This is a genomic window from Amphritea sp. HPY (assembly GCF_050870985.1).
In the GTDB taxonomy this organism is placed as follows: domain Bacteria; phylum Pseudomonadota; class Gammaproteobacteria; order Pseudomonadales; family Balneatricaceae; genus Amphritea.
This window is the reverse complement of sequence record NZ_CP194015.1, coordinates 4,919,084-4,939,211: the sequence shown is the minus strand read 5'-3', so window position 1 is coordinate 4,939,211 and position 20,128 is coordinate 4,919,084. Positions and strand designations below refer to the sequence as shown.

The window sequence follows — 20,128 nt, the reverse complement described above, 5'->3', positions numbered from 1 at the left end:
AACAACATCAGTTCTCCCATTGTTCATCATGGGACAACCGCTCACGCTGCTGCTCATTGAACAATCGGTGGCTACGGGATGCCTTCTGCGCGGTAACTACAGCACGACTCACCAGATCACGTTTATGAGCCACATCGATATCATCAGGAACCCGCTGACCATCCGTCACGTAAGTAACCGGCAAGCCGTTTTCTACGATCAGGTCGATCGCTTCACCCAGATTACCCGACTCATCCAGCTTACTAAGTACACAACCATTCAGACCCAGCGCAGTATAGGTCTGGTAAGCGCTTTCAATAACATGACGCTGACTGGAACAGGATAGCACCAGCAGCTTTTTCAACCGTAACGGCACATCCAGCAACATATCCAGCTGTGCCTGAGTATGTGGCTCGTGGGCATTCATACCCGCAGTATCGATCAAAACCAGCCGTTTACTGCGTAACGAGTTTAATACTTCTTCAAGGGGATTATTCTCATCGACTACCCGAACTGGCACATCAAGAATACGACCGAAGGTCAGCAACTGCTCATGGGCGGCTATCCGATAGGAATCGGTAGTGACCAGAGCGACACTAGAACTACCATGCTTAAGCACGTAACGAGCCGCGAGTTTACCAATAGTCGTCGTTTTACCGACACCGGTTGGCCCGACAAAGGCGATCATCCCGCCTCGCTCAATAAAATCTTCACCACTGACCGGGATAACATCACTCAAACGGGTCAGAGTGCTGCGCCAGGCATCATCAAGCCCTGCCCGATCAGCCAGGTCGCCGGTCAGCTGCTGGCTCAACTGCTGACCCAAACCAATACGTTCAAGACGGCGTTCAACACGATCAGGTACCGACTCAGCCACATTTGATTGTGACACCGGGGATACAGGAATAACCGGCTCGGGCACATTCTCTTGCGCCGCAGCTTGCTGCTTCAGAACCGCTTTGAGGGACGCGATCTCCTCTTGCATTGAACTAATAACCTGCTGCTCATGCTCAAAACCCTGAGAGCCTGCTGCGCTATCAACAGCACCACCAGGTGGCGATTCAAAACGAGTAGGGTCCAGCTTTGGCTGAAACCGCTGATCAGATTCAATATTGGTAGCCGCCTCCCCCTGTCTTTTCAGCAGAGACGAGCCCGGGTCTGAATGCCGATTATCAACTACCGGCCTGCTATCAGCGTTACGCACCGTTTGCTGCGTACGCCCCCGCTGTCGCTGCTTAAGAGTATCCAGAATGTCACTGAGCTCAGCATCATCATTATCAAGTTGGCGATTCTTATCCCGACTAGGTTCGCCACCAACCTGCGCTGTTGCTATCCGGGCCTGCGCCTTTCGTAACTCTTCCGCCAGGTTACTATGAACCTTATCCTCATCACTCAATCTGCGGGCATCTGCCTGCTTACGTTTTTCTATCGCCCGCTTACGCTTAAACTCTTCCTGCGCAGCTTCATACTCGTGCTCATGCGCTGCAACGACTTCAACGCCACCAGCAACACGGTGATTCGAAACAATAACAGCATCCGCTCCGATCTCCTCACGGACCCGTTGCATCGCCTGCCTCATATCCGGGGCAAAAAAGCGTTTAACTTTCATAGCTGTCCCTATTCATCAACCGGTTAATGGCTATGTTAACCATTTGCCTGACCGCCCACTGTTGCAATAATCGTTACCCGCTTATTCTCCGGAATTTCCTGATAAGAAAGTACGCTGATCTGATGTTCACCATAACGTACAAACTTAGCCAGCAGCGGTCTCACCGGAGCCGCGACCAGCAACACTGAAGCTCGCCCGGCAATCTCCTGCTGTTGCGCCACATCAGCCAGAGAGTTCTGCAATTTTTCAGCCATGCCTGGTTCAATAACCAGACCTTCACCGCCACCTTCACCTTGCTGTACCGAGCCTAACAACAGCTGTTCCAGCTGCGGATCAAGCGTTATCACAGGCAGCTCAGATTCTGAACCAATAATGTTCTGTACAATCAGTCGCGACAACGCCACTCTGACCGCCGCAGTCAACGCCACCGCATCCTGACTCCGGGCAACGCCATCAGCTAACGCTTCGGTAATTGTTCTGAAATCCCTGATCGGTACCTGCTCCATTAACAGATTCTGCAGCACTTTCAACATAGTACTCACAGATAGCCTGTTTGGAACCAACTCTTCTACCAGTTTTGGGGACGTTTTAGCCAGCAGATCCAGCAGCTTCTGTACTTCATCATGCCCTAACAACTCATGCGAGTGAGCCTGCAGAATCTGATTCAGATGGGTTGCCACTACAGTTCCGGCATCGACTACGGTATAGCCCAGGGTCTGCGCCTGCTCTTTCTGACTCTGCTCAACCCACACCGCATCCAGACCAAAAGCAGGATCCTTAACCTCAATACCATTCAGCGAACCAAATACCTGACCCGGATTTATTGCCAGCTCCCGGTCGGGATACACTTCTGCCTCACCAACCACGACCCCCATCAACGTAATCCGGTAAGCCCCCGGCAGCAGATCAAGGTTATCCCGGATATGCACTGAAGGTACCAGAAAACCAAGATCCTGTGATAGCTTCTTCCGCACGCCTTTAATCCGATTAAGCAGCTGTCCACCCTGGAGCTTATCCACCATCGGGATCATCCGGTAACCCACCTCAAGGCCGATCATATCCACCGGCATGACGTCATCCCAGTCCAGCTCTTTAACATCCTGCTCCTGAGCCGGTTGTTTCGGTTGTTCAGCAGCCTGTGCCGCCTGTTTCTGCTCAATCTGGAGGTTACGCTGATGAATATAATAGGCGCCAACCCCGGCAACAATGGCCAGAGAGAGGAACGCGACATGGGGCATACCGGGAATTGAGCCCATCACGAACAGGATCCCTCCAGCCACCGCCAAAGCTTTTGGCGAACCGAACAACTGACCGATAATCTGACTCCCCATGTCATGGGAGGCATTCACCCGGGTAACCATAATAGCCGCAGCTGTCGACAGCAGTAATGAAGGTATCTGCGCTACCAGACCATCACCGATGGTCAGCAACGAGTAATAACGGGCTGCAAGATCAAATGACAGGTCATGCTGCACCATGCCGATACCCAGACCACCGAGAATATTTATCACCAGGATCAGGATACCGGCAACCGCGTCGCCACGAACAAACTTGCTGGCACCATCCATCGAGCCGTAGAAATCAGCCTCCTGGGTAACCTCCTGACGACGCAGCTTTGCTTCATCCTGGCCGATCAGTCCGGCATTAAGATCGGCATCAATAGCCATCTGCTTACCTGGCATTGCATCAAGCGTAAAGCGAGCGCTCACTTCAGAAATACGGCCTGCACCTTTAGTAACTACAACGAAGTTAATAATTACAAGGATAAGAAACACCACCAGACCAACGACATAGTTACCGCCGATTACGACCTCACCAAACGCCTCGATCACTTTACCCGCAGCATCGCCACCCTCGTGACCATGCAACAATATAACCCGTGTTGAAGCGACATTCAGCGCCAACCGCATCAGCGTTGCGATCAGCAAAATAGTGGGAAATACCGCAAAATCAAGCGGCCGCATAGCATAGACACAAACCAGCAGCACCACGATTGTAAGCGCTATATTAAACGTAAAAAGTACGTCCAGCAGGAAAGGCGGCATCGGCAGGGTAACCATCGCCAGCACCACCAGCAGCAAAATCGGGATACCCAGATTCCCTCTGCTGGCGCTACGCACACTACTATAAATAGCGGTTCTGTCCACTCAATACCTGCTCGGTTAGACCATTAACGCCTTAAATCGAAACAAAAGCGTCAAAAAAACATCAATAAAAAATATACTTTCTCTGAAAACAAAAATAACACCAATAAGCGTCACAAAACATCAATTTTTTGACGCTTTACCCACTATGGTGAAAATACAGCAAGAATCCCGCCAAATAATAACGAGAGGATAGAATGGAGGGGGCGGATGTAAGATACTGACCGCTGAAAACTATTCGTCCTTACGGTATTCTTCCGGGATATCCATATCGCCCCCCAACTCTCGTGGAGCCGGGCCCTGGCGCTGCTGATGGCGCTTCAACTGGAACACATAAGCCAGCACTTCAGCGACTGCTTTAAACAGCCCGGTCGGAATTTCTTCTTCCAACTCTGTCGAGTGATAGATCGCCCTCGCCAGCGCCGGCGAAGACAGCACCGGAATATCATACTCATTGGCGACTTCCCGGATTTTCAGAGCGATAAAATCAGCACCTTTAGCAACCAGCATCGGCGCGCCACCACCCGCCTGATTATATTTAAGTGCGACCGCATAATGGGTCGGGTTAGTTATCACCACATCGGCTTCCGGGATAGCGCTCATCATCTTGCGCTGAGATATCTCACGCTGCAACTGCCGAATCCGCCCTTTTACCTCAGGCTTACCTTCGGTATTTTTCATCTCATCCTTGACTTCCTGAAGCGTCATTTTCAGTTTTTTCGTATAGTCGTAAATCTGGAACGGCACATCGATCAGCGCAATCAGAATCAACGTCGAGCTCATAATCAGGAACGCCCAGATCACTAATTCTACCGCAGCGGACATTGCCGGCATGACATCCTGAGCCCCCAAAGCAAACAAGGCGTGCTTGGATCCGATAAGTACTAAAAACGATAACGATCCGATCAGCAGAAACTTAGCCAGCGCCTTAAACAGCTCAAGCAACGCTTTCAGGGAAAACATCCGTTTCAGCCCCGCCAAAGGGTCGAGGCGACTGAACTTTGGCGCCATCGCCTTAAGGCTAAGATTCCACCCCCCCAGACCAAGGGGCCCAACGATTGCAGCCACCAGCATAATAAGAAAAAACAGCGCCACGGAAGCGAACGCTTCGCGCAGGGAATTCCCCAAATGGGTAAACATCAGATTACTATCGAAGACCGCCTGCCGATCGAGTTTGAAATTATATTCCATCATGCCGGACATGGCGTCAGCCACCTGACCGCCAAACATCAGTGCAGCGGCAGCAGAAGCCAGCAAAAGAACTGTTGTGGCCAGCTCTTTGGATCGGGCCACATCGCCTTTATCTTTGGCGTCTTGCAGCCGTTTGGGTGTGGGTTCTTCGGTTTTTTCCTGGCCGCTATCTTCAGCCATATCTACAGCCCTCCAACGCCCAGTATATAATCGAGGTAATTAAAAGCCAGCTGAGTAAAACGCTGATACTGCCCCAGAAACCCTTCCAGACTAGCCCAGGTTATCAGCAACCCCATCATCATAGTAAACGGAAAGCCGATAGCGAAAATATTCAGCTGCGGCGCTGCCTTAGTCATCACACCAAAGGCAAAGTTAATTACCAGCAAAGCGGTCACCGCGGGCAATGACATTAACAAGCCACTGGCCACCATCCAGCTACCCGAGCGGGCCAACGCCAGAAAACCGGCAGCAGGCATTCCACCATCAGCCACCGGCAGTACATAGAAACTTCGCGCCAGCGCTTCAAACAAGACAAGATGGCCATTGAACGCCAGAAACAGCAACATAACCATCGTCAGATAGAACTGTGACAGCACCACCACCGAGACACCGTTAGCGGGGTCACTGACAGAGGCAAAACCCAGACCCATCTGCGATGAAACCAGCTGCCCTCCCATAACAAAGACCTGAAACAGAACCTGCACCACAAAACCCAATGCAGTACCAATAAGAACCTGCTGAGCAATCAGAATATAAGTATCGAGTGACATACCGTAAACCGGAGGCATGTCTGGCAGAACAGGCACTAACACTACGGTCATAGCCAATGCCAGCCCCATCCTGATACGCGCCGGTACCAACTGAGTTCCGACCATTGGAATAACCATAAAGAAAGACGCAATGCGAAAAAAAGGAAGCAGAAACTGAGCCACCCACTGCTCAATCTGTAGTGAAGAAAACTCCATACCCAATCACCCTAACAAGAGAGGTATATTGGCGAAGATATTATTGAAATGGTCCAGCAAGCGGGTCAGGATCCAGGGCCCGGCCATCATAATAGTAGCCAGCGTCACCAGCAGACGAGGCAGAAAACTCAGCGTTTGCTCATTAATCTGGGTTGCCGCCTGAAACATTGATACCACAAGACCCACCGCCAGCGATGGCAGCACGATAACGGCTACCAGCACCACCACCAGAAAGAGCGCTTCAGCAAACAGGTCAAGTACCATCTCAGGTGTCATAGCGACCTCTCGTCAGACTACAAAACTGCTGGCTAGCGTTCCGACAACCATAACCCAGCCATCGACCAAAACAAATAACATAATCTTAAACGGTAATGAGATAATAACCGGTGACAGCATCATCATACCCATCGCCATCAGCACACTGGCAACTACCAGGTCGATAACCAGAAACGGTATAAACAGCATAAAGCCGATCTGAAAAGCAGTTTTTAACTCACTGGTGATAAACGATGGCACCAACACCGTAAACGGAATATCTTCGGGCGTCTCAACCGCAGGCGTACGCGAGATATCCATAAACAGGTTAAGATCATTTTCGCGGGTCTGCGCCAGCATGAATTCACGAAAAGGTATACTCGCAGCCTGTACCGCCTCAAGCGAGGTAACCTGCTCATCGAGATAGGGTTGCACCGCCGTCTCATTCACCCGATCCAGCACCGGCGACATAATAAACAACGTCAGAAACAGCGACAGGCCTACCATAATCTGGTTAGACGGCGTCTGCTGCAAACCCAACGCCTGCCGTAAAATGGCGAAAACGATAATAATCCTCGCAAAAGAGGTCATCATCATCATGACCGCCGGCAGGAATGTCAGCATGGTCATCAGCGCAAGAATCTGGATCGTTACACTGTAATCAGCACTACCATCGGGATTCGTGGTGAGGGTTACCGCCGGTATACCCGTGTCTGCTGCTTGTACCAGTGACGGAGCCAAAGAGGCTATCAGCAGTAACAAACGCAACATATGCTTAATCAGACCCTGCGGCTTCACTCGGCATCCTTCCTGTTCAACACCTGCTGCAAGCGTGCAGCAAATTCACCACCCTGCCCAGCCGACTCAATCAGAGGCTCATCATAACTTTCAATCAGATTAACCCGCCCAGGCGCAACTCCAAGTAACAGCTGTTTTTTTCCGGCCTCGACTAAAACCAGTTTTTCACGGGTACCTAAAGGCACGGAAGCGACGACTTTAAGCGCGCGGTTCTGTCCCGGCATGCCGGTAAAGCGCTTTAAAAACCAGGCCAGTACAAAAATCAGCGTAACAACAAGAATCAAACCTGACAGTAACTGCATCAGTGAACCACTATTAAAAGGTTCAACATAGGCAGGCTTTACCACTACTGGCGCAGCGGAAGACGCGACAGCCGCAAATAAAGGCTGCGCAAACAGAACTGAAACTGACGCCAGAAAACCAGCTACGTAATGCAACAGCACTACCTCAGCTTATCTATGCGTTCTTGCGGGCTGATCACGTCGGTAAGGCGTATACCATAACGGTCATTGACCACCACCACTTCACCATGGGCGACCAGGGTGCCGTTGACCATTACATCCAGAGGCTCACCAGCAACACGATCAAGTTCAATGACTGACCCCTGATTCAGCTGCAATAAGTTGCGGATAGCAATATCTGTGCGCCCGACTTCCATCGATAATTTAACCGGAATATCCAGAATAACATCGAGATTTGGGTTGCTAAGCGGCGCTCCATCATCGCTTAGCTCATCCAGCCCGACAGACTGACCCGCAGCCTCAGACTGCGCTTGCTCTTCCATCGCAGCGCCCCAATCATCAGCCGCATCCTGATCCTGACTACCTATCTCTTCATCGCTCATGAGTGACCACGCTTATTCATCTCTATGTTCTTTTATCTGATCAACAATCTTTACCGCCAGATTGCCACGGGAGGTTCCCAGTTTGCAGGAAAAAGTCGGAACCCGGTTTATCGACAAAGGCAATTCCGACGGGATATCAACCGGGATAATATCACCAGGCTCAAATTCCAGCACATCTCTCAGCGTCATCTTTCGCTCGGCAACCTTCAGCGAGATATCCATCGGCGCCACCATAACCTCACGCCGCATCGAATCCAGCCAGCGCTCATCCAACTCCTCTTCAGCAGGATGATATCCGGAAACAAGCAGATCGCGGATCGGCTCCAGCATCGAGTAAGGCATCGTCACATGAAACTCACCGGTTCCACCTTCGAGGTCGACCTGGAACGAGCTCACCACGACTACCTCAGATGGGTTAATGACGTTGGCCATAGCCGGATTTACTTCGTGGCCGTTAACTTCAAACTTTAGTGCCATGACCGGCGCCCAGGACTCTTCCAGGTCACCAAAAAACTGCTCGATAACGCGCTCAATCAGGCGAATTTCTGTTGGGGTGAACTCCCGCCCTTCAATCTTGGCGTGACGTCCATCGCCACCATAAAAGTTATCCACCAGCTTAAACACCAGCTTGGCATCCATAACCAGCAACGCGGTGCCCCGCAATGGCGACACCCGGAGCAGATTTATACTGGTCGGCACATACAAAGTATGAATATAGTCGCCATACTTCATAATCTGCACACTGCCAACGGAAACATCAGCGTTGCGGCGCAACAGGTTAAATAAGCTGATCCTGGTATGACGGGCAAAACGCTCGTTAATCATCTCCAGCGTCGGCATCCTACCACGGACTATCCGTTCGTGGCTGGCAAGGTCATATACCCGAATCTCGCCCTCTTCTTCGGCTAACTCTTCCTCAGTTTCAACGTCACCATCGTCAACACCGTGCAGTAATGCATCAATTTCATCCTGAGAAAGCAGGTCTTTTACCGTCATAGCCTGTTACCCATCACTGCATGATAAAGCCGGTAAAGAGTATTTTTTCGATACCCGGCTTGCCTATTTTTTCCTGCAATACAGCCTGAACTTCCTGCTGCGCAGCCAGCTGTAGTGATTTTTTGCCTTCCGCGGTACGAAGTATGGCCAGAGTCTGTCGTGAAAACAGCTGATTCAGTTTGGCAACGATTTTTGGCATATGCTTAGTCATTGCAGCCACGACTTCATCTTCCCTAGATTTAGCCTCGACATAAACCTGCAGATAGTGGGTGCGCCCATCATTACTTTGAACGCTTACCGTAAAGGAAGGGTTACCCTCCAGGGTTCGTATCTTAGTATAAAGCGCCTGCGCAGGCCGCGCAGGTTCGGCAACCGCTTGTTCGGCAGACTCATCATCACCGCCTAAAAACAGCAGCGCACCGACACCCCCCAGCGCAAGTACCAACAAAACAACAACGATGATCAGGATAAGCTTCAGCTTTCCCGACTTCTTCTCTTCCATACCCTCTTCTGCATCAACTGCAGTAGTATCTTCAGCCATACCCAATGCTCCATTGGCAAAGCGCTCAGGGCGCACAACCGCACTCGAAAAAAACTATGCCGCTAATATAACATACTGATTCGACAGCGGAAGAAGCGATAGGATCTGTTCAGCCAAGATTATCAGGCATAATAATCCACCAACGACAGAGAAGCCTGCTCAACACCCGTAACAGATTCAGCCGCAGACCCGCTATCAAACTCACCATAACTCGACGCAGCCTGTTGCGACTCACCCTCCTGGTCGGCACCACTTTGCCCCGCCCCCTGATCTTCAACAGATGAATCAGCCAGGTTCAGGCCCTGCTCTTCAAACATCTCCCGCAGCTTTGGCATACCTTGCTCTAAAGCCTCCCTTACACTGCCATGAGGGGTGTTAAAGACGACGCTGACCTGATCATTCTTCAGCTGCAGCTTCACTTGCAAACTACCCAACTCCGGTGGATCAAGCTGAATCTCTACAAACCGCCCATTTTGGGAGGATAGCATCATAATCCGCTCATTAATGGCCTGATTCCAGGCCGGCATTCCGGGCTTAACACCATTTGGCAATGTCGGGACCTGGGGTTCAGTTGCCACTTTAGCAGCACGCTCGGTACTATTAGCCAGACTCGCGGCAAAAGATTCCGCAAGAGCCTGGGTTTTAGACAGATTTTTAGTATTAGCTTCACTCGCCACCGACTCCATCAAGCCATCACCGGTTTGTTTTAGCGCCTGCTCAGACTGACTGCCCGGCGCCAACTTCTGAGACACTGGTGATGCCGGCTGACTATGAGTATCTTCACCCAATGGTTTACTATCGGCTGCGACAGTCGACGCTGCATTAGTCGACGCTGCATTAGTCGACACTACATTAGACGATACAACAGCTGACCGGCTTTCCAACGCCTGCGAACTCGAACCGGAGCGCTGCAGGGAGTCGGGTTCAATAGCAGCCCACCCGGCAATATCACGATGCACTGCTGTATCCACAGGAGCTACATCTACAACCGTACCCTGGCTCAAGGGCTGCGCAATATCTGTAGCGCTTGTTCTACTCTGATCAACATTCTGACCCACAGCCTGGGATTGTGCCTGAGCCTCTTCCGGCTGAGCAACAAACGCAACCTGCTCATCGATAACACTAACCTGCGGCGCTACAGAATCAACAACAGCAGCTACATCCCTCCCGCCTTGCTGCCCCCCTGCAGTAACATTGCCTACGGCGGCTCCGGGAATATTCTCAGCAACAGTATCGATAGCAGCAACCTGCTGCGATTGCCCGGCCAGCTGCTCATTACCCCGCTGCACCGCCGCTAACAATGCCTCTTCATGAGCGGTTGCAGACGGCATTACAGGATCAACAACAGATTGCTCAACACCTGCGGTCTGACCGGTTGCACCTGGTTTTACGGCAGCACTGCTCTCAGAATGCCTGAAAGCCTCTGCTACTCGCCGGACAGCCAACTCTGGAGAAACAGTATCAGCGGGGCTAGACTGCCTTTGCCCAGCGCCTTTATCAAGTGGACTATTTAACCCAGCTACGGGTGATGCAGACTCAGCCGACACAGCGCCTTTCAGGGCTGAGCTATCTAAAGCAGAGTCTGCCGCCAAACTCTCAGCAGCCAAAGGAGTACCATCACCTGCCCCCCTCCTTGTCTTATCCACAACCTCAGATAATGCAAGCGCAGCAATACGCTCCTGCACCGCCAGAGCAGCTGGAGTTTCAGCAGCGGATCGCAGTATCCCACCGCTAACACCAAGGTCAGCCTCCCGAAAACCACTGATCTGGGCGACCGTTGCCGCAACATTCTGAACTATCGATTCAGCCTCGCTTGCTACAGATCGCCCCGGCTCAACGGCCGCCGTCGAAACAACCTCTGCCATATTACTCTCCGGCAAAGAATCGCCTCTGACCGGCAAACCTTCTCCGTCGCCAACCTTTGATGAAACCTCCCCTGACTGAGGCTTGGCTTCACTCTGTGCCGCAGCATGCCCCATCACGGAGTCAAAGCCAGCGATATCAGGCTGTGTTACAGCCGCACCATCCGGGCGACCCGCACCATTACCAGGGCTTAATAAAGATCCGATTCCGGCTGAAACCGGCAAAGATTGATTCATGCAGCACTCCAAGTGCAGATTACCTATTACCTAGACTACTGCATAAAAAGTGCCAATCGGATAAAAAACAGCGGCCACATAAAAAGCGTCAATATACCGACAATCGGATACTCAAGCCGAACAACACGAATATGAATCAGATATAAGGGGGCCTGATCAGCTGCGATCGCTCATCGAGTTGTTTCTGCTGCGATTTTTCTTCCTGGATACGCTCTTCATCACGGGCTTTTTCCACCAGTGAATCGATCGCCTTGAAATGACCGTAAACAGACTGCCAGTGCTCCTTAACCCGCGCCAACTGGTCCTCATTAATCTGTCGGGCTTGCTGCTGCTGAGCTATTGCCTGGCGCAGCTTATGCATAAATGCCTGATGGGTATGCAACTGAGAAACACTCACACCCGCAGCACCGTCGGCATAAAAGTTATTCGCATACTCACTGTAATACTGCTGCAACTGTTCCAGCGTTTGCTGATCCTGAAGCACCCTATTCTGCGCTTCAGCCAGTAATTGGTCGGCTTGTTTACGCTTTCGCTCGGCCAGATCCAGGACTACTTGCAATCGTTTTGAACGCTTAGCCATTAGTCACTACCCCATCTGGATCTGCTGCTGGGCGGCCTGCTGCGTACCTGCAGGATTCGGCGTCAACACTAACGCCAGATCGGTAAGGCTCTTCTGAAACTGATAAGATTCATCCAACCCCTGCTGCAGGAAGGCATTCATCAACGGCATCCGCTCGATGGCAAAATCAGTCTCTACATCGCTACCCCGCACGTAGGCCCCCACCGAGATCAGATCGCTATTTTGCTGGTATTTTGAGTATAGCTTCTTGAAGGCCATCGCCGCCTGCAGATGATCTGCACCGACGATTTGCGGCATCGCCCTGCTGATCGACTGTTCAATATCGATTGCAGGGTAATGGCCCCGCTCAGCCAGATTTCGGGACAACACTATATGGCCATCCAAAATAGCCCGGGCTGAATCAGCAATCGGATCCTGCTGATCATCACCTTCTGTCAGCACCGTATAGAAAGCGGTAACAGAGCCGCTGCCATGATCACCATTACCGGCTCGCTCAACCAACTTGGGCAACTTGGCAAATACCGATGGTGGGTAGCCTTTAGTGGCCGGCGGCTCGCCCACTGCTAAGGCGATCTCCCGTTGCGCCTGAGCGTAACGGGTCAGCGAATCCATCAGCAGCAGAACATTCTTGCCCTGCTCCCTGAAGTACTCAGCCAGCCGTGTTGCCAGCTGCGCAGCCCGCAACCGCATTAACGGTGATTCATCGGCTGGCGATGCAACCACCACCGAACGCGCCATACCCTCAGCGCCCAGGCTATGATCGATAAATTCTCTTACTTCCCGTCCCCGCTCACCAATCAGACCAACCACGATAATGTCGGCCTCAGTAAAGCGGGTCATCATGCCCAATAGAACACTCTTGCCGACACCACTTCCGGCAAACAATCCCAGACGCTGACCACGCCCAACACTCAACAGAGAATTTATTGCCCGGATACCGACATCCAGCGTCTGATTGATAGGCTGCCGGCTTAAAGGGTTGATTGCACGCCCCTGCAACGACACACTTTGCTCACAACCCAGCTCACCTTTGCCGTCAAGCGGCTGACCAACCCCGCTGACTACCCTGCCCAACAGCTCAAAACCAACCTGCACATCACCACCACCGGCTATAGGTCGAACCAACGCTCCCGGCGACAATCCTTCGACAAGATCGATCGGCATAAGATAGATTCGATCACCGGAAAAACCAACCACCTCGGCCTCCACAGGATCACCTTTATCCGGATAGATCATGCAGTACTCACCCATAGAAGCTTTAATACCAACAGCTTCAAGGGTAAGACCTATAAGACGGGTTATCTGGCCCTGAGCGACTGGCGCGGGAACCGAGTATTGCAGACTTTTAAGGCGGGACAAGCGATCTAAAAGACGCTTATTGCTCATCTGAAGAACCATCCACCGGAGGCTGAGCCAGGGCGTGTAATAACTGCTTTGCGACCGCTTCGAAACGACTTTCGACAGAGTTGTCGACCAGCGTATTACTGGTTGAGACCTTACAGCCACCCGGCAACAGTGAGACATCCTCAACCAGAACCCAGCGCTCATGCTCGGCGACCAGCTCAGAAAGGCTGGCGACGTTCTCTGGATTAACCTTGATACGAACCTCTGAAGAGCCATGGGGCAATTGGGCAACCGCATCAGAAACTGCGCCAGCGATAGCTTCAGGTGCAACTGTCAACTCATGCTCAACTACAGCCCGGCTTAACTCAAGTACCAGATCGACAACAAGATTTTCAATCTGAACATCCAGTTTTTGCAACGGCTGTTCCAACTCACTAAAAACCTCAGCCAGAGATTGTAAGCGCTGATCTAACTGCTGCTGACCGGCAAGCAGACCGTCCTGCAGCCCCTTTTCGCGACCTTCTTCCACCCCTTGGGCAAGACCATCCTTACGCCCCTGAGCCAACCCCTCCTGATAGGCATCTTCGCGAATTTTTTCTAGTTCGGAGACCGTCACCTTTTCGGCAACAATCTCATCTTCGACAGTGACCGGCTCAAAGGCCTCGGCTTTCTCCTGCAGACCCACGACATGCGCACTTTTCACCACAGGAAGCGTCCACAACGCTGCAGCCCTGGCATCTTCAGCCCGAATCCGGATAACCGACTTATCGACCGCTTTCATCACTATTACAACATCTCTTCGCCACCACCGCCGAGCATGATTTCACCTTCATCAGCCAGACGGCGAGCCACAGAAAGAATCTCTTTCTGAGCATCTTCAACTTCACTTACCCGTACCGGACCTTTAGCCTCAAGATCATCACGCAGCAACTCTGCCGCCCGCTTCGACATATTCTTGAAAACTTTTTCCTGCAAGAAGGTATCAGCACCCTTAAGGGCTACTATCAGAACCTCGGTGTTAATTTCACGAAGAATAACCTGAATACCCCGATCTTCCACATCCGCCAGATTATCAAATACAAACATCATTTCGGAGATCTGATCGCTGAGCGCTTCATCAACCTCTTTAATCTTCTCCATCAACTCCTGCTCAACACTACTATCAGCAAAGTTCATAATATTTGCTGCGGTCTTAAGACCTCCAAGGCTGGCTGCCTGGCTACCGGCACCAGTAAACTGAGCTTCCAGAATGTCGTTCAATTCCTGCAATGCTGACGGCTGAATCTGATCCAGAGAGGTGATTCGCATCATAATTTCAAGGCGTACATTTTCATCAAAACGCTGCAATATATGGGCGGCCTGATCGGGATCAAGATAAGCCAGCACCACCGCCTGAATCTGCGGATGCTCATAGCGGATAATATCGGCAACCTGACGCGACTCCATCCACTTCAGCGTCTCCAGACCCGAGGTATTCGTTGTCATCAGGATACGATCGACCAACGACTGAGCCTTTTCATTACCCAACGCCTGATTCAGCATCTCCTTGATATAAAGATCATTATTGATACCGATACTGGTCTGGTCGCTAATCGACTCCATAAAATCGACCATTACCGATTCAACCGTGGACTGAGGAATATTATCCAGATTACTCATACTCAGACCGATCTGCTGCACCTCTTTCTGGCCAAGATAACGCAACACTTCAGCCGCATCATTCTCACCCAACGAAATCAGCAGTACCGCCGCTTTCTGGATATTGGTCAGTTCTACAGAAGACTCTACCTGATCATTCATTTTCAACCACCCACTGACGAATCGCCTGAGCCACTTTGGCCGGATCTTCAGCGATCATGCTACGTATAGCATTCAACTGGTACTCATAGGTTTCATTCGGGGTCGGTGCCAACGCATTATCGATGCCACTAAAGGTCACCTGATCCTTAGAAATATCCGCCATTTCAAGGGATTCAAGCTCTGCCCCAATACCGCCAGCTTCACCTTCAGCAGCGTCTTTATCGGTACTTTGAGCCGCCGCACCGGCCAGATTTTTCATAATCGGTCGCAGAATACCAAACACCAATATCAGCACAAACAGCCCCGCCAATACCTGTTTTGCGATATCCCAGACCCATTCCTGCTGCCAGATAGGAACTTCCTCTTCAACAAAAGCTTCAGGTACTGCAAAAGGAGAGTTCACTACGTTAACACTATCACCACGGGCGGCAGAAAAACCGACCGCATCACGTACCAGGATTGTTAAACGATCTAACTCATTCTGGCTCCAGGGTGTTCGGGTAACCTCGCCGCTGTCCGAATTAACTGTCGAAAGATCATCAACCACGACTGCGACGGACAGACGCCTTACCTGTCCCATCTGATGCCGGGTATAGCTGATAGAGCGGTCCAGTTCATAATTTCGGGTCGCCTGCGAACGAGCACTCTTCGGCCCGCCCTGACGCGCAAGAACCCCCTCCCCTGCAGCATCCAGACCGTCAGCAGTCGTTTCAGGTACAGAGCTGGCTCCGGGGGGTTGATTAGATAAGGCTCCGGGTACACCCGACGCTTTATTCTGACCCGTAGTACTTTCATCAAGGACTTGCTCACTGCGCAGAGAAGGCAGTTCAGGATTATAAATCTCATCGGTCTGCTCAACCGAGGTGAAATCAATATCGGTGGAAACCTCAGCCCGGAACCTACCCAGCCCCAATACCGGCTGCAGTATACTGTTGACCCGGTTAAGCATAGTCTCTTCTACTTTGCGGGTATACTCGAGCTGCTTTGCCGCCAGCACTACATCGACATCAGCTTCACGGGTATTCAGCAAACGGCCTTTCTGATCGACCACGGTAACATCGTCGCTGGCAAGCTGCGGAATACTCGAAGCCACCAGATTAGCGATTGCGGCTACCTGATTCTGCTCCAGCCTGCGACCTGCAAGAAGCTCAAGAAAGACCGAGGCGGTCGGTTTACGCTGATCACGAACGAATACTGACTGCTTAGGCAAAGCCAGATGAACCCGCGCCTTACGTATCGCGATCATACTGGTAATCGTCCGCGCTAACTCACCTTCCAGCCCCCTGCGATAGCGGGCATTTTCCATAAACTGACTGGTACCTAAGCCCTGCTCCTTATCGAGCAGCTCAAAACCGACGGTATTGTCGCCAGTAAAACCTTCCGCAGCCAACCGCAATCGCGCCTGATGCAATTTTTCATCAGGCACCAGAATGGCCCGACCACTGGCATCAAATTTATAGGGGATATTATTAAATTGTAGCTGCTCAATTATTTCGTTGGCGTCGGCGAATGCAACATTATTGTAAAGCACCCGATAATCGGGTTCCTGAGACCAGAGCACAACAGCAAAGCCGATGGCGATAGTGGCAGCAAGCCCCACCATCAGCCCCAGCTGACGCACAAGCCCTAAGCGGTTAAAACCAAAAGTTACGGGACCACCGCCACTTCCGGTTCCTGCTTGCATAGTTGCGTTATCCATTTAGTCGGACACCTGTCGAATCATGAATATCTGTCTTTACCAATAAAAAGTTGAATCAATCGAAAAACCGTACTAATCAAAAGCCACCGATCAGATCGGCATTTTCATAATATCTTCATAGGCGGTTACCATACGGTTCCGTACCTGGGTCATCGCTTGAAACGAAACGGATGCTTTCTGCATACTGATCATCACCTGATGCAGATCTACGCCAGCATCACCACGCTCAAACGCCGTTGCCAGAGCCTTGGCCTCACCCTGAGTTTCATTAACGCTATCAACGGCACCTTTCAGCATCTCGCCAAAATCCGGCGCGTCTGAGCCCTTATTGATCGCTACAGACTGATTGACACCTTGCTGCGTTGAGCCCTGCTGAGCCTGCGCCTGAAGCGAACGCATCTGCTCCAGCACAGAATTAATGTCAGTTCTCTCAATCATAACCACCCCAAAACGGCATTATATTGACATTATAAGTAAGGTCTCAGGCATCGCAAGCATTAAAACCACCGCTTTCGCCAATAAAACGTCACACTACAACGTCAAAAAACAATCTTCATAATATATAATGCAAAAAGCGAGCCAGTGGCTCGCTTATTTTTTGACGCTCTATCGTTATCAGTTCGCCTTAGGCGGTGAGCCATGCTGTAGTCGGACATACATCAGCGCTACCGTAATCGCATCACCTAATGCGGTATGCCGCTCCAGCATTGGAATATCGAGATTCTGAGAGATCGTATCAAAACGCAGATCAACATCGCCGCCGACATGTCGCCACTTAATAATGTCATGATAAACATGGGACAACTCAATCGCCTTACCCGGCAATCCAAATCCATAGCGGGGTCGCAGGTACTTCTCCAGCATCCGGATATCGTAGTTGACGTAGTAGCCGAGAATCGGGCGATTACCCACGAACTCCAGCACTTTCTCAAGCGCTTCATCCATGTATACACCATCCACCAGATCCGCGGCTCGAATCTTATGGATCTTAATCGAATCACCTGTCAGGCTTTTCGGTGGTTTCAACTTGATATCCAGCCGTTCACTGGTCATCACCTTGCGCCCTTTTATCTTTACAGCGCCGATAGATAAAATTTCGCCCTCTTTTACATTCAGACTGGTCGTTTCACAGTCCAGCGATACAACCTCATCACCGTCGTAAGGTTCAAACAGGTGCGCGTATGGACCCGTCTTATGGTCCATACGCTCTTTCATTCTTCTTATCGATCTGGGAATAATCATATTCCGGCTTATCCTCCCAGGTGATACCTGAGTGACAGGTGCTTTTTAAATCCTTTGACTATATGCAGACCATCACGCAACAAGTCACGCTCCATTTTATCCAGATTTGCCAACTCAATGGTATTAGGCGTTTGGTCTACGCCATCAGCTGAGTCATCAATTCTTTTTACCTGCTGGCGCAAACGGGTCTGAATAAACAGCGCCAGAGCCTCTGCCATCTCCCTGCCATGTTCCTCTTTCATCTGCCCCAGCTCCACCAAAGCCTCTATCCGCTTGAAGGTATTTGTTTCCAGAATTTTATACTGCAACGCCATGGTACGAATACCGTGCACAATAGGGAAAATTCCGCCCTTCTTAACATCCAGCTCACCCTTCTCCTTCAGGTTACCGAAGAAGGTCAGCGGGGTATCAAACTCCAGCGACGCCTTGGCAAAATGTGAGAAGAAAACATCATTATCCTGCAGGTGCCGCAGAAACCAGTTCCGGGACGTTTTGAACAAAGCGTGATTACCGGCCACCGGGTGTGCATCAACAGCAATCGCCAGATTCATCTGCGCCTCACCCTCGCACCGGTATGACCAGTCACTCAGCTGCTGCGTCCAGTCCCCGATAGACTTAACCCAGGCCGGGTTAGAAACCATAATATCGCCCGGACATTTCGGAAAGCCAAACGAGATAAGCGTTTCACTGAACTTATTCATCGTCTCCTGCATCTCCGGCCAGATCAGACCATCACGATAGATCAGCGCATTATCCTGGTCGGTCTTAATAACCTGCTCCCCACGCCCCTCACTACCCATCACGACCAGGCAAACATGGGGCTGCATATCCACTGGTACGATCAGATCGAATAGTTTAGCGATAACCCGCCCATTCATTGCCGCGATCAGATCCATAGCAAAGCGGGCTTTAACGCCATGAGTTACCAGAGCCTTGATCAGATCATTCAGGCCATGAGCAGCCTCGTACAGATCTTCAATCGTCTTGGCCCGCTCAATACGTAAGCCGATAACATGGGAATGACTGGAAAAATAACTCAACACATCGGTCAGCTCAACAACGCCGGCCAGCTGGTTATCATCCATTACCACAACCCGCTCAATATGCTGTTGGGTCATCGTAATCAGTGCATTAAACAGGTAATCATCTGAGGTCGTTGAGATCAGGCGATAACTGGCGATCTCAGCCACATCAGAAGTCAATTCGAGCTTGTTGATAACCACGGCATCCAGCAGGTCCGTTCCAGTTACCATACCGTAACGATTTCCCCGCTTAACCAGCACACAATCAGCATGCTTTTCACGCATCATCAGAGTTGCTTCATAGATAGTAGTCCCTTCCAGCACTATCAACGGCTCTCGGATCACACCGTCTTTAATCTGTGCCAGCATGAATTCGGCCATATCCTGATCGCCGCCTTCCTGAGCCTGTATCTCAGTCTTGGCAGAAAGGCTCTGCTGGAAGTAGTCGGCAAAACGACTATTGCTGGCCGACAGATCCAACAAAGTTTTAGTTGGCAATATATGGCAAATAGTCTCCTCTTCAGCGATGAAGTTATGGATCGCCTTACCCCGAATAGCCGACCAGGCACCGAAATAATCTTCATTGGTGTAATGCACAAACACATGTTCATGCCGGTCTTCCTCATCATCGGACACGACTACATCACTCTCACCAACCTGCCCTTTAAGTATTACGTAAACACCTTCAGGCACATCACCGGCGGCAAGCAATGTTTCACCGGCCTGGTAATAACCAATATCCAGGCTGGCGCGCAGCTGATTCTGTTCCTGCTCATCCAGCAGGCTGAATGGCATATTTTCCATTTTGAACGAAGAAGGCATGAATCTCTCTCCTTAAGGGCCATAAGCACCATCTAAAGTCTCTGCATAAAGAGTCTGTAACCAACCCTTTAAACCGAAGCTTTAACCAATCAAAGCCAGAACATCTATTTTCTGTTTCTGTATTAACTAAACCAGAACGACATCCATCTGACAAACAAAAAGGCGCGCCAACCTTAGCTGACGCGCCTTACATTTAGC

At 50.9% G+C, this 20,128-nt stretch carries 19 protein-coding genes; all 19 read right to left on the bottom strand.

What is annotated here, in order from left to right; genetic code table 11:
• Window positions 1-7 precede the first annotated feature (7 nt).
• On the bottom strand, window positions 8-1,588 hold the full coding sequence (gene flhF, locus ACQUQM_RS21915) for a flagellar biosynthesis protein FlhF (RefSeq protein ID WP_432471992.1): 1,581 nt from the start codon (window positions 1,586-1,588) through the stop codon (window positions 8-10).
• Window positions 1,589-1,623: 35 nt separating this feature from the next.
• Window positions 1,624-3,735 (bottom strand): flagellar biosynthesis protein FlhA, encoded by a 2,112-nt coding sequence (flhA, locus tag ACQUQM_RS21910; RefSeq protein ID WP_432471991.1) that lies wholly within the window; start codon window positions 3,733-3,735, stop codon window positions 1,624-1,626.
• 231 nt (window positions 3,736-3,966) lie between these two features.
• A complete protein-coding gene (gene flhB / locus ACQUQM_RS21905; RefSeq protein ID WP_432471990.1) occupies window positions 3,967-5,103 on the bottom strand; it encodes a flagellar biosynthesis protein FlhB in 1,137 nt (378 codons plus the stop codon).
• Window positions 5,104-5,105: 2 nt separating this feature from the next.
• Window positions 5,106-5,888 (bottom strand): flagellar biosynthetic protein FliR, encoded by a 783-nt coding sequence (gene fliR / locus ACQUQM_RS21900; RefSeq protein ID WP_432471989.1) that lies wholly within the window; start codon window positions 5,886-5,888, stop codon window positions 5,106-5,108.
• 6 nt (window positions 5,889-5,894) lie between these two features.
• Window positions 5,895-6,164 carry a flagellar biosynthesis protein FliQ gene (gene fliQ, locus ACQUQM_RS21895; RefSeq protein WP_432471988.1) on the bottom strand — a complete coding sequence of 90 codons (270 nt, stop codon included), beginning with the start codon at window positions 6,162-6,164 and terminating at the stop codon, window positions 5,895-5,897.
• 12 nt (window positions 6,165-6,176) lie between these two features.
• Window positions 6,177-6,914 (bottom strand): flagellar type III secretion system pore protein FliP, encoded by a 738-nt coding sequence (gene fliP / locus ACQUQM_RS21890; protein ID WP_432474865.1) that lies wholly within the window; start codon window positions 6,912-6,914, stop codon window positions 6,177-6,179.
• Window positions 6,915-6,937: 23 nt separating this feature from the next.
• On the bottom strand, window positions 6,938-7,378 hold the full coding sequence (gene fliO / locus ACQUQM_RS21885) for a flagellar biosynthetic protein FliO (RefSeq protein ID WP_432471987.1): 441 nt from the start codon (window positions 7,376-7,378) through the stop codon (window positions 6,938-6,940).
• Between the two features lie 5 nt (window positions 7,379-7,383).
• Window positions 7,384-7,785 (bottom strand): flagellar motor switch protein FliN, encoded by a 402-nt coding sequence (gene fliN / locus ACQUQM_RS21880; protein ID WP_432471986.1) that lies wholly within the window; start codon window positions 7,783-7,785, stop codon window positions 7,384-7,386.
• Between the two features lie 12 nt (window positions 7,786-7,797).
• Window positions 7,798-8,781 carry a flagellar motor switch protein FliM gene (gene fliM / locus ACQUQM_RS21875; protein WP_432471985.1) on the bottom strand — a complete coding sequence of 328 codons (984 nt, stop codon included), beginning with the start codon at window positions 8,779-8,781 and terminating at the stop codon, window positions 7,798-7,800.
• A gap of 13 nt (window positions 8,782-8,794) precedes the next feature.
• Window positions 8,795-9,322, bottom strand: coding sequence for a flagellar basal body-associated FliL family protein (locus tag ACQUQM_RS21870; RefSeq protein ID WP_432471984.1), 528 nt, complete (start codon window positions 9,320-9,322; stop codon window positions 8,795-8,797).
• A 122-nt stretch (window positions 9,323-9,444) separates the two neighbouring features.
• The gene (locus tag ACQUQM_RS21865) at window positions 9,445-11,421 is read right to left on the bottom strand and encodes a flagellar hook-length control protein FliK (RefSeq protein ID WP_432471983.1); all 1,977 of its coding nucleotides are present in this window, start codon (window positions 11,419-11,421) and stop codon (window positions 9,445-9,447) included.
• A gap of 136 nt (window positions 11,422-11,557) precedes the next feature.
• Window positions 11,558-12,001: a flagellar export protein FliJ gene (gene fliJ, locus ACQUQM_RS21860; RefSeq protein WP_432471982.1), complete on the bottom strand. Its 444-nt coding sequence runs from the start codon at window positions 11,999-12,001 to the stop codon at window positions 11,558-11,560.
• A gap of 6 nt (window positions 12,002-12,007) precedes the next feature.
• Entirely contained in the window at window positions 12,008-13,387 is a 1,380-nt protein-coding gene (gene fliI / locus ACQUQM_RS21855) for a flagellar protein export ATPase FliI (RefSeq protein ID WP_432471981.1), read from the bottom strand.
• Window positions 13,377-14,126, bottom strand: coding sequence for a flagellar assembly protein FliH (locus ACQUQM_RS21850; RefSeq protein ID WP_432474864.1), 750 nt, complete (start codon window positions 14,124-14,126; stop codon window positions 13,377-13,379). Before ACQUQM_RS21850 ends, fliI begins: the two co-directional genes overlap by 11 nt.
• A 5-nt stretch (window positions 14,127-14,131) precedes the next feature.
• Entirely contained in the window at window positions 14,132-15,145 is a 1,014-nt protein-coding gene (fliG, locus tag ACQUQM_RS21845) for a flagellar motor switch protein FliG (protein ID WP_432471980.1), read from the bottom strand.
• The gene (gene fliF / locus ACQUQM_RS21840; protein ID WP_432471979.1) at window positions 15,138-16,844 is read right to left on the bottom strand and encodes a flagellar basal-body MS-ring/collar protein FliF; all 1,707 of its coding nucleotides are present in this window, start codon (window positions 16,842-16,844) and stop codon (window positions 15,138-15,140) included. The genes fliG and fliF overlap by 8 nt, the downstream gene beginning before the upstream one ends.
• A 90-nt stretch (window positions 16,845-16,934) precedes the next feature.
• Window positions 16,935-17,282: a flagellar hook-basal body complex protein FliE gene (gene fliE / locus ACQUQM_RS21835; RefSeq protein WP_432471978.1), complete on the bottom strand. Its 348-nt coding sequence runs from the start codon at window positions 17,280-17,282 to the stop codon at window positions 16,935-16,937.
• Window positions 17,283-17,459: 177 nt separating this feature from the next.
• Complete coding sequence (locus ACQUQM_RS21830) at window positions 17,460-18,086, bottom strand: 3'-5' exonuclease (RefSeq protein ID WP_432471977.1); 627 nt, start codon at window positions 18,084-18,086, stop codon at window positions 17,460-17,462.
• Window positions 18,087-18,094: 8 nt separating this feature from the next.
• Entirely contained in the window at window positions 18,095-19,930 is a 1,836-nt protein-coding gene (locus ACQUQM_RS21825) for a DUF294 nucleotidyltransferase-like domain-containing protein (protein ID WP_432471976.1), read from the bottom strand.
• Window positions 19,931-20,128 lie beyond the last annotated feature (198 nt).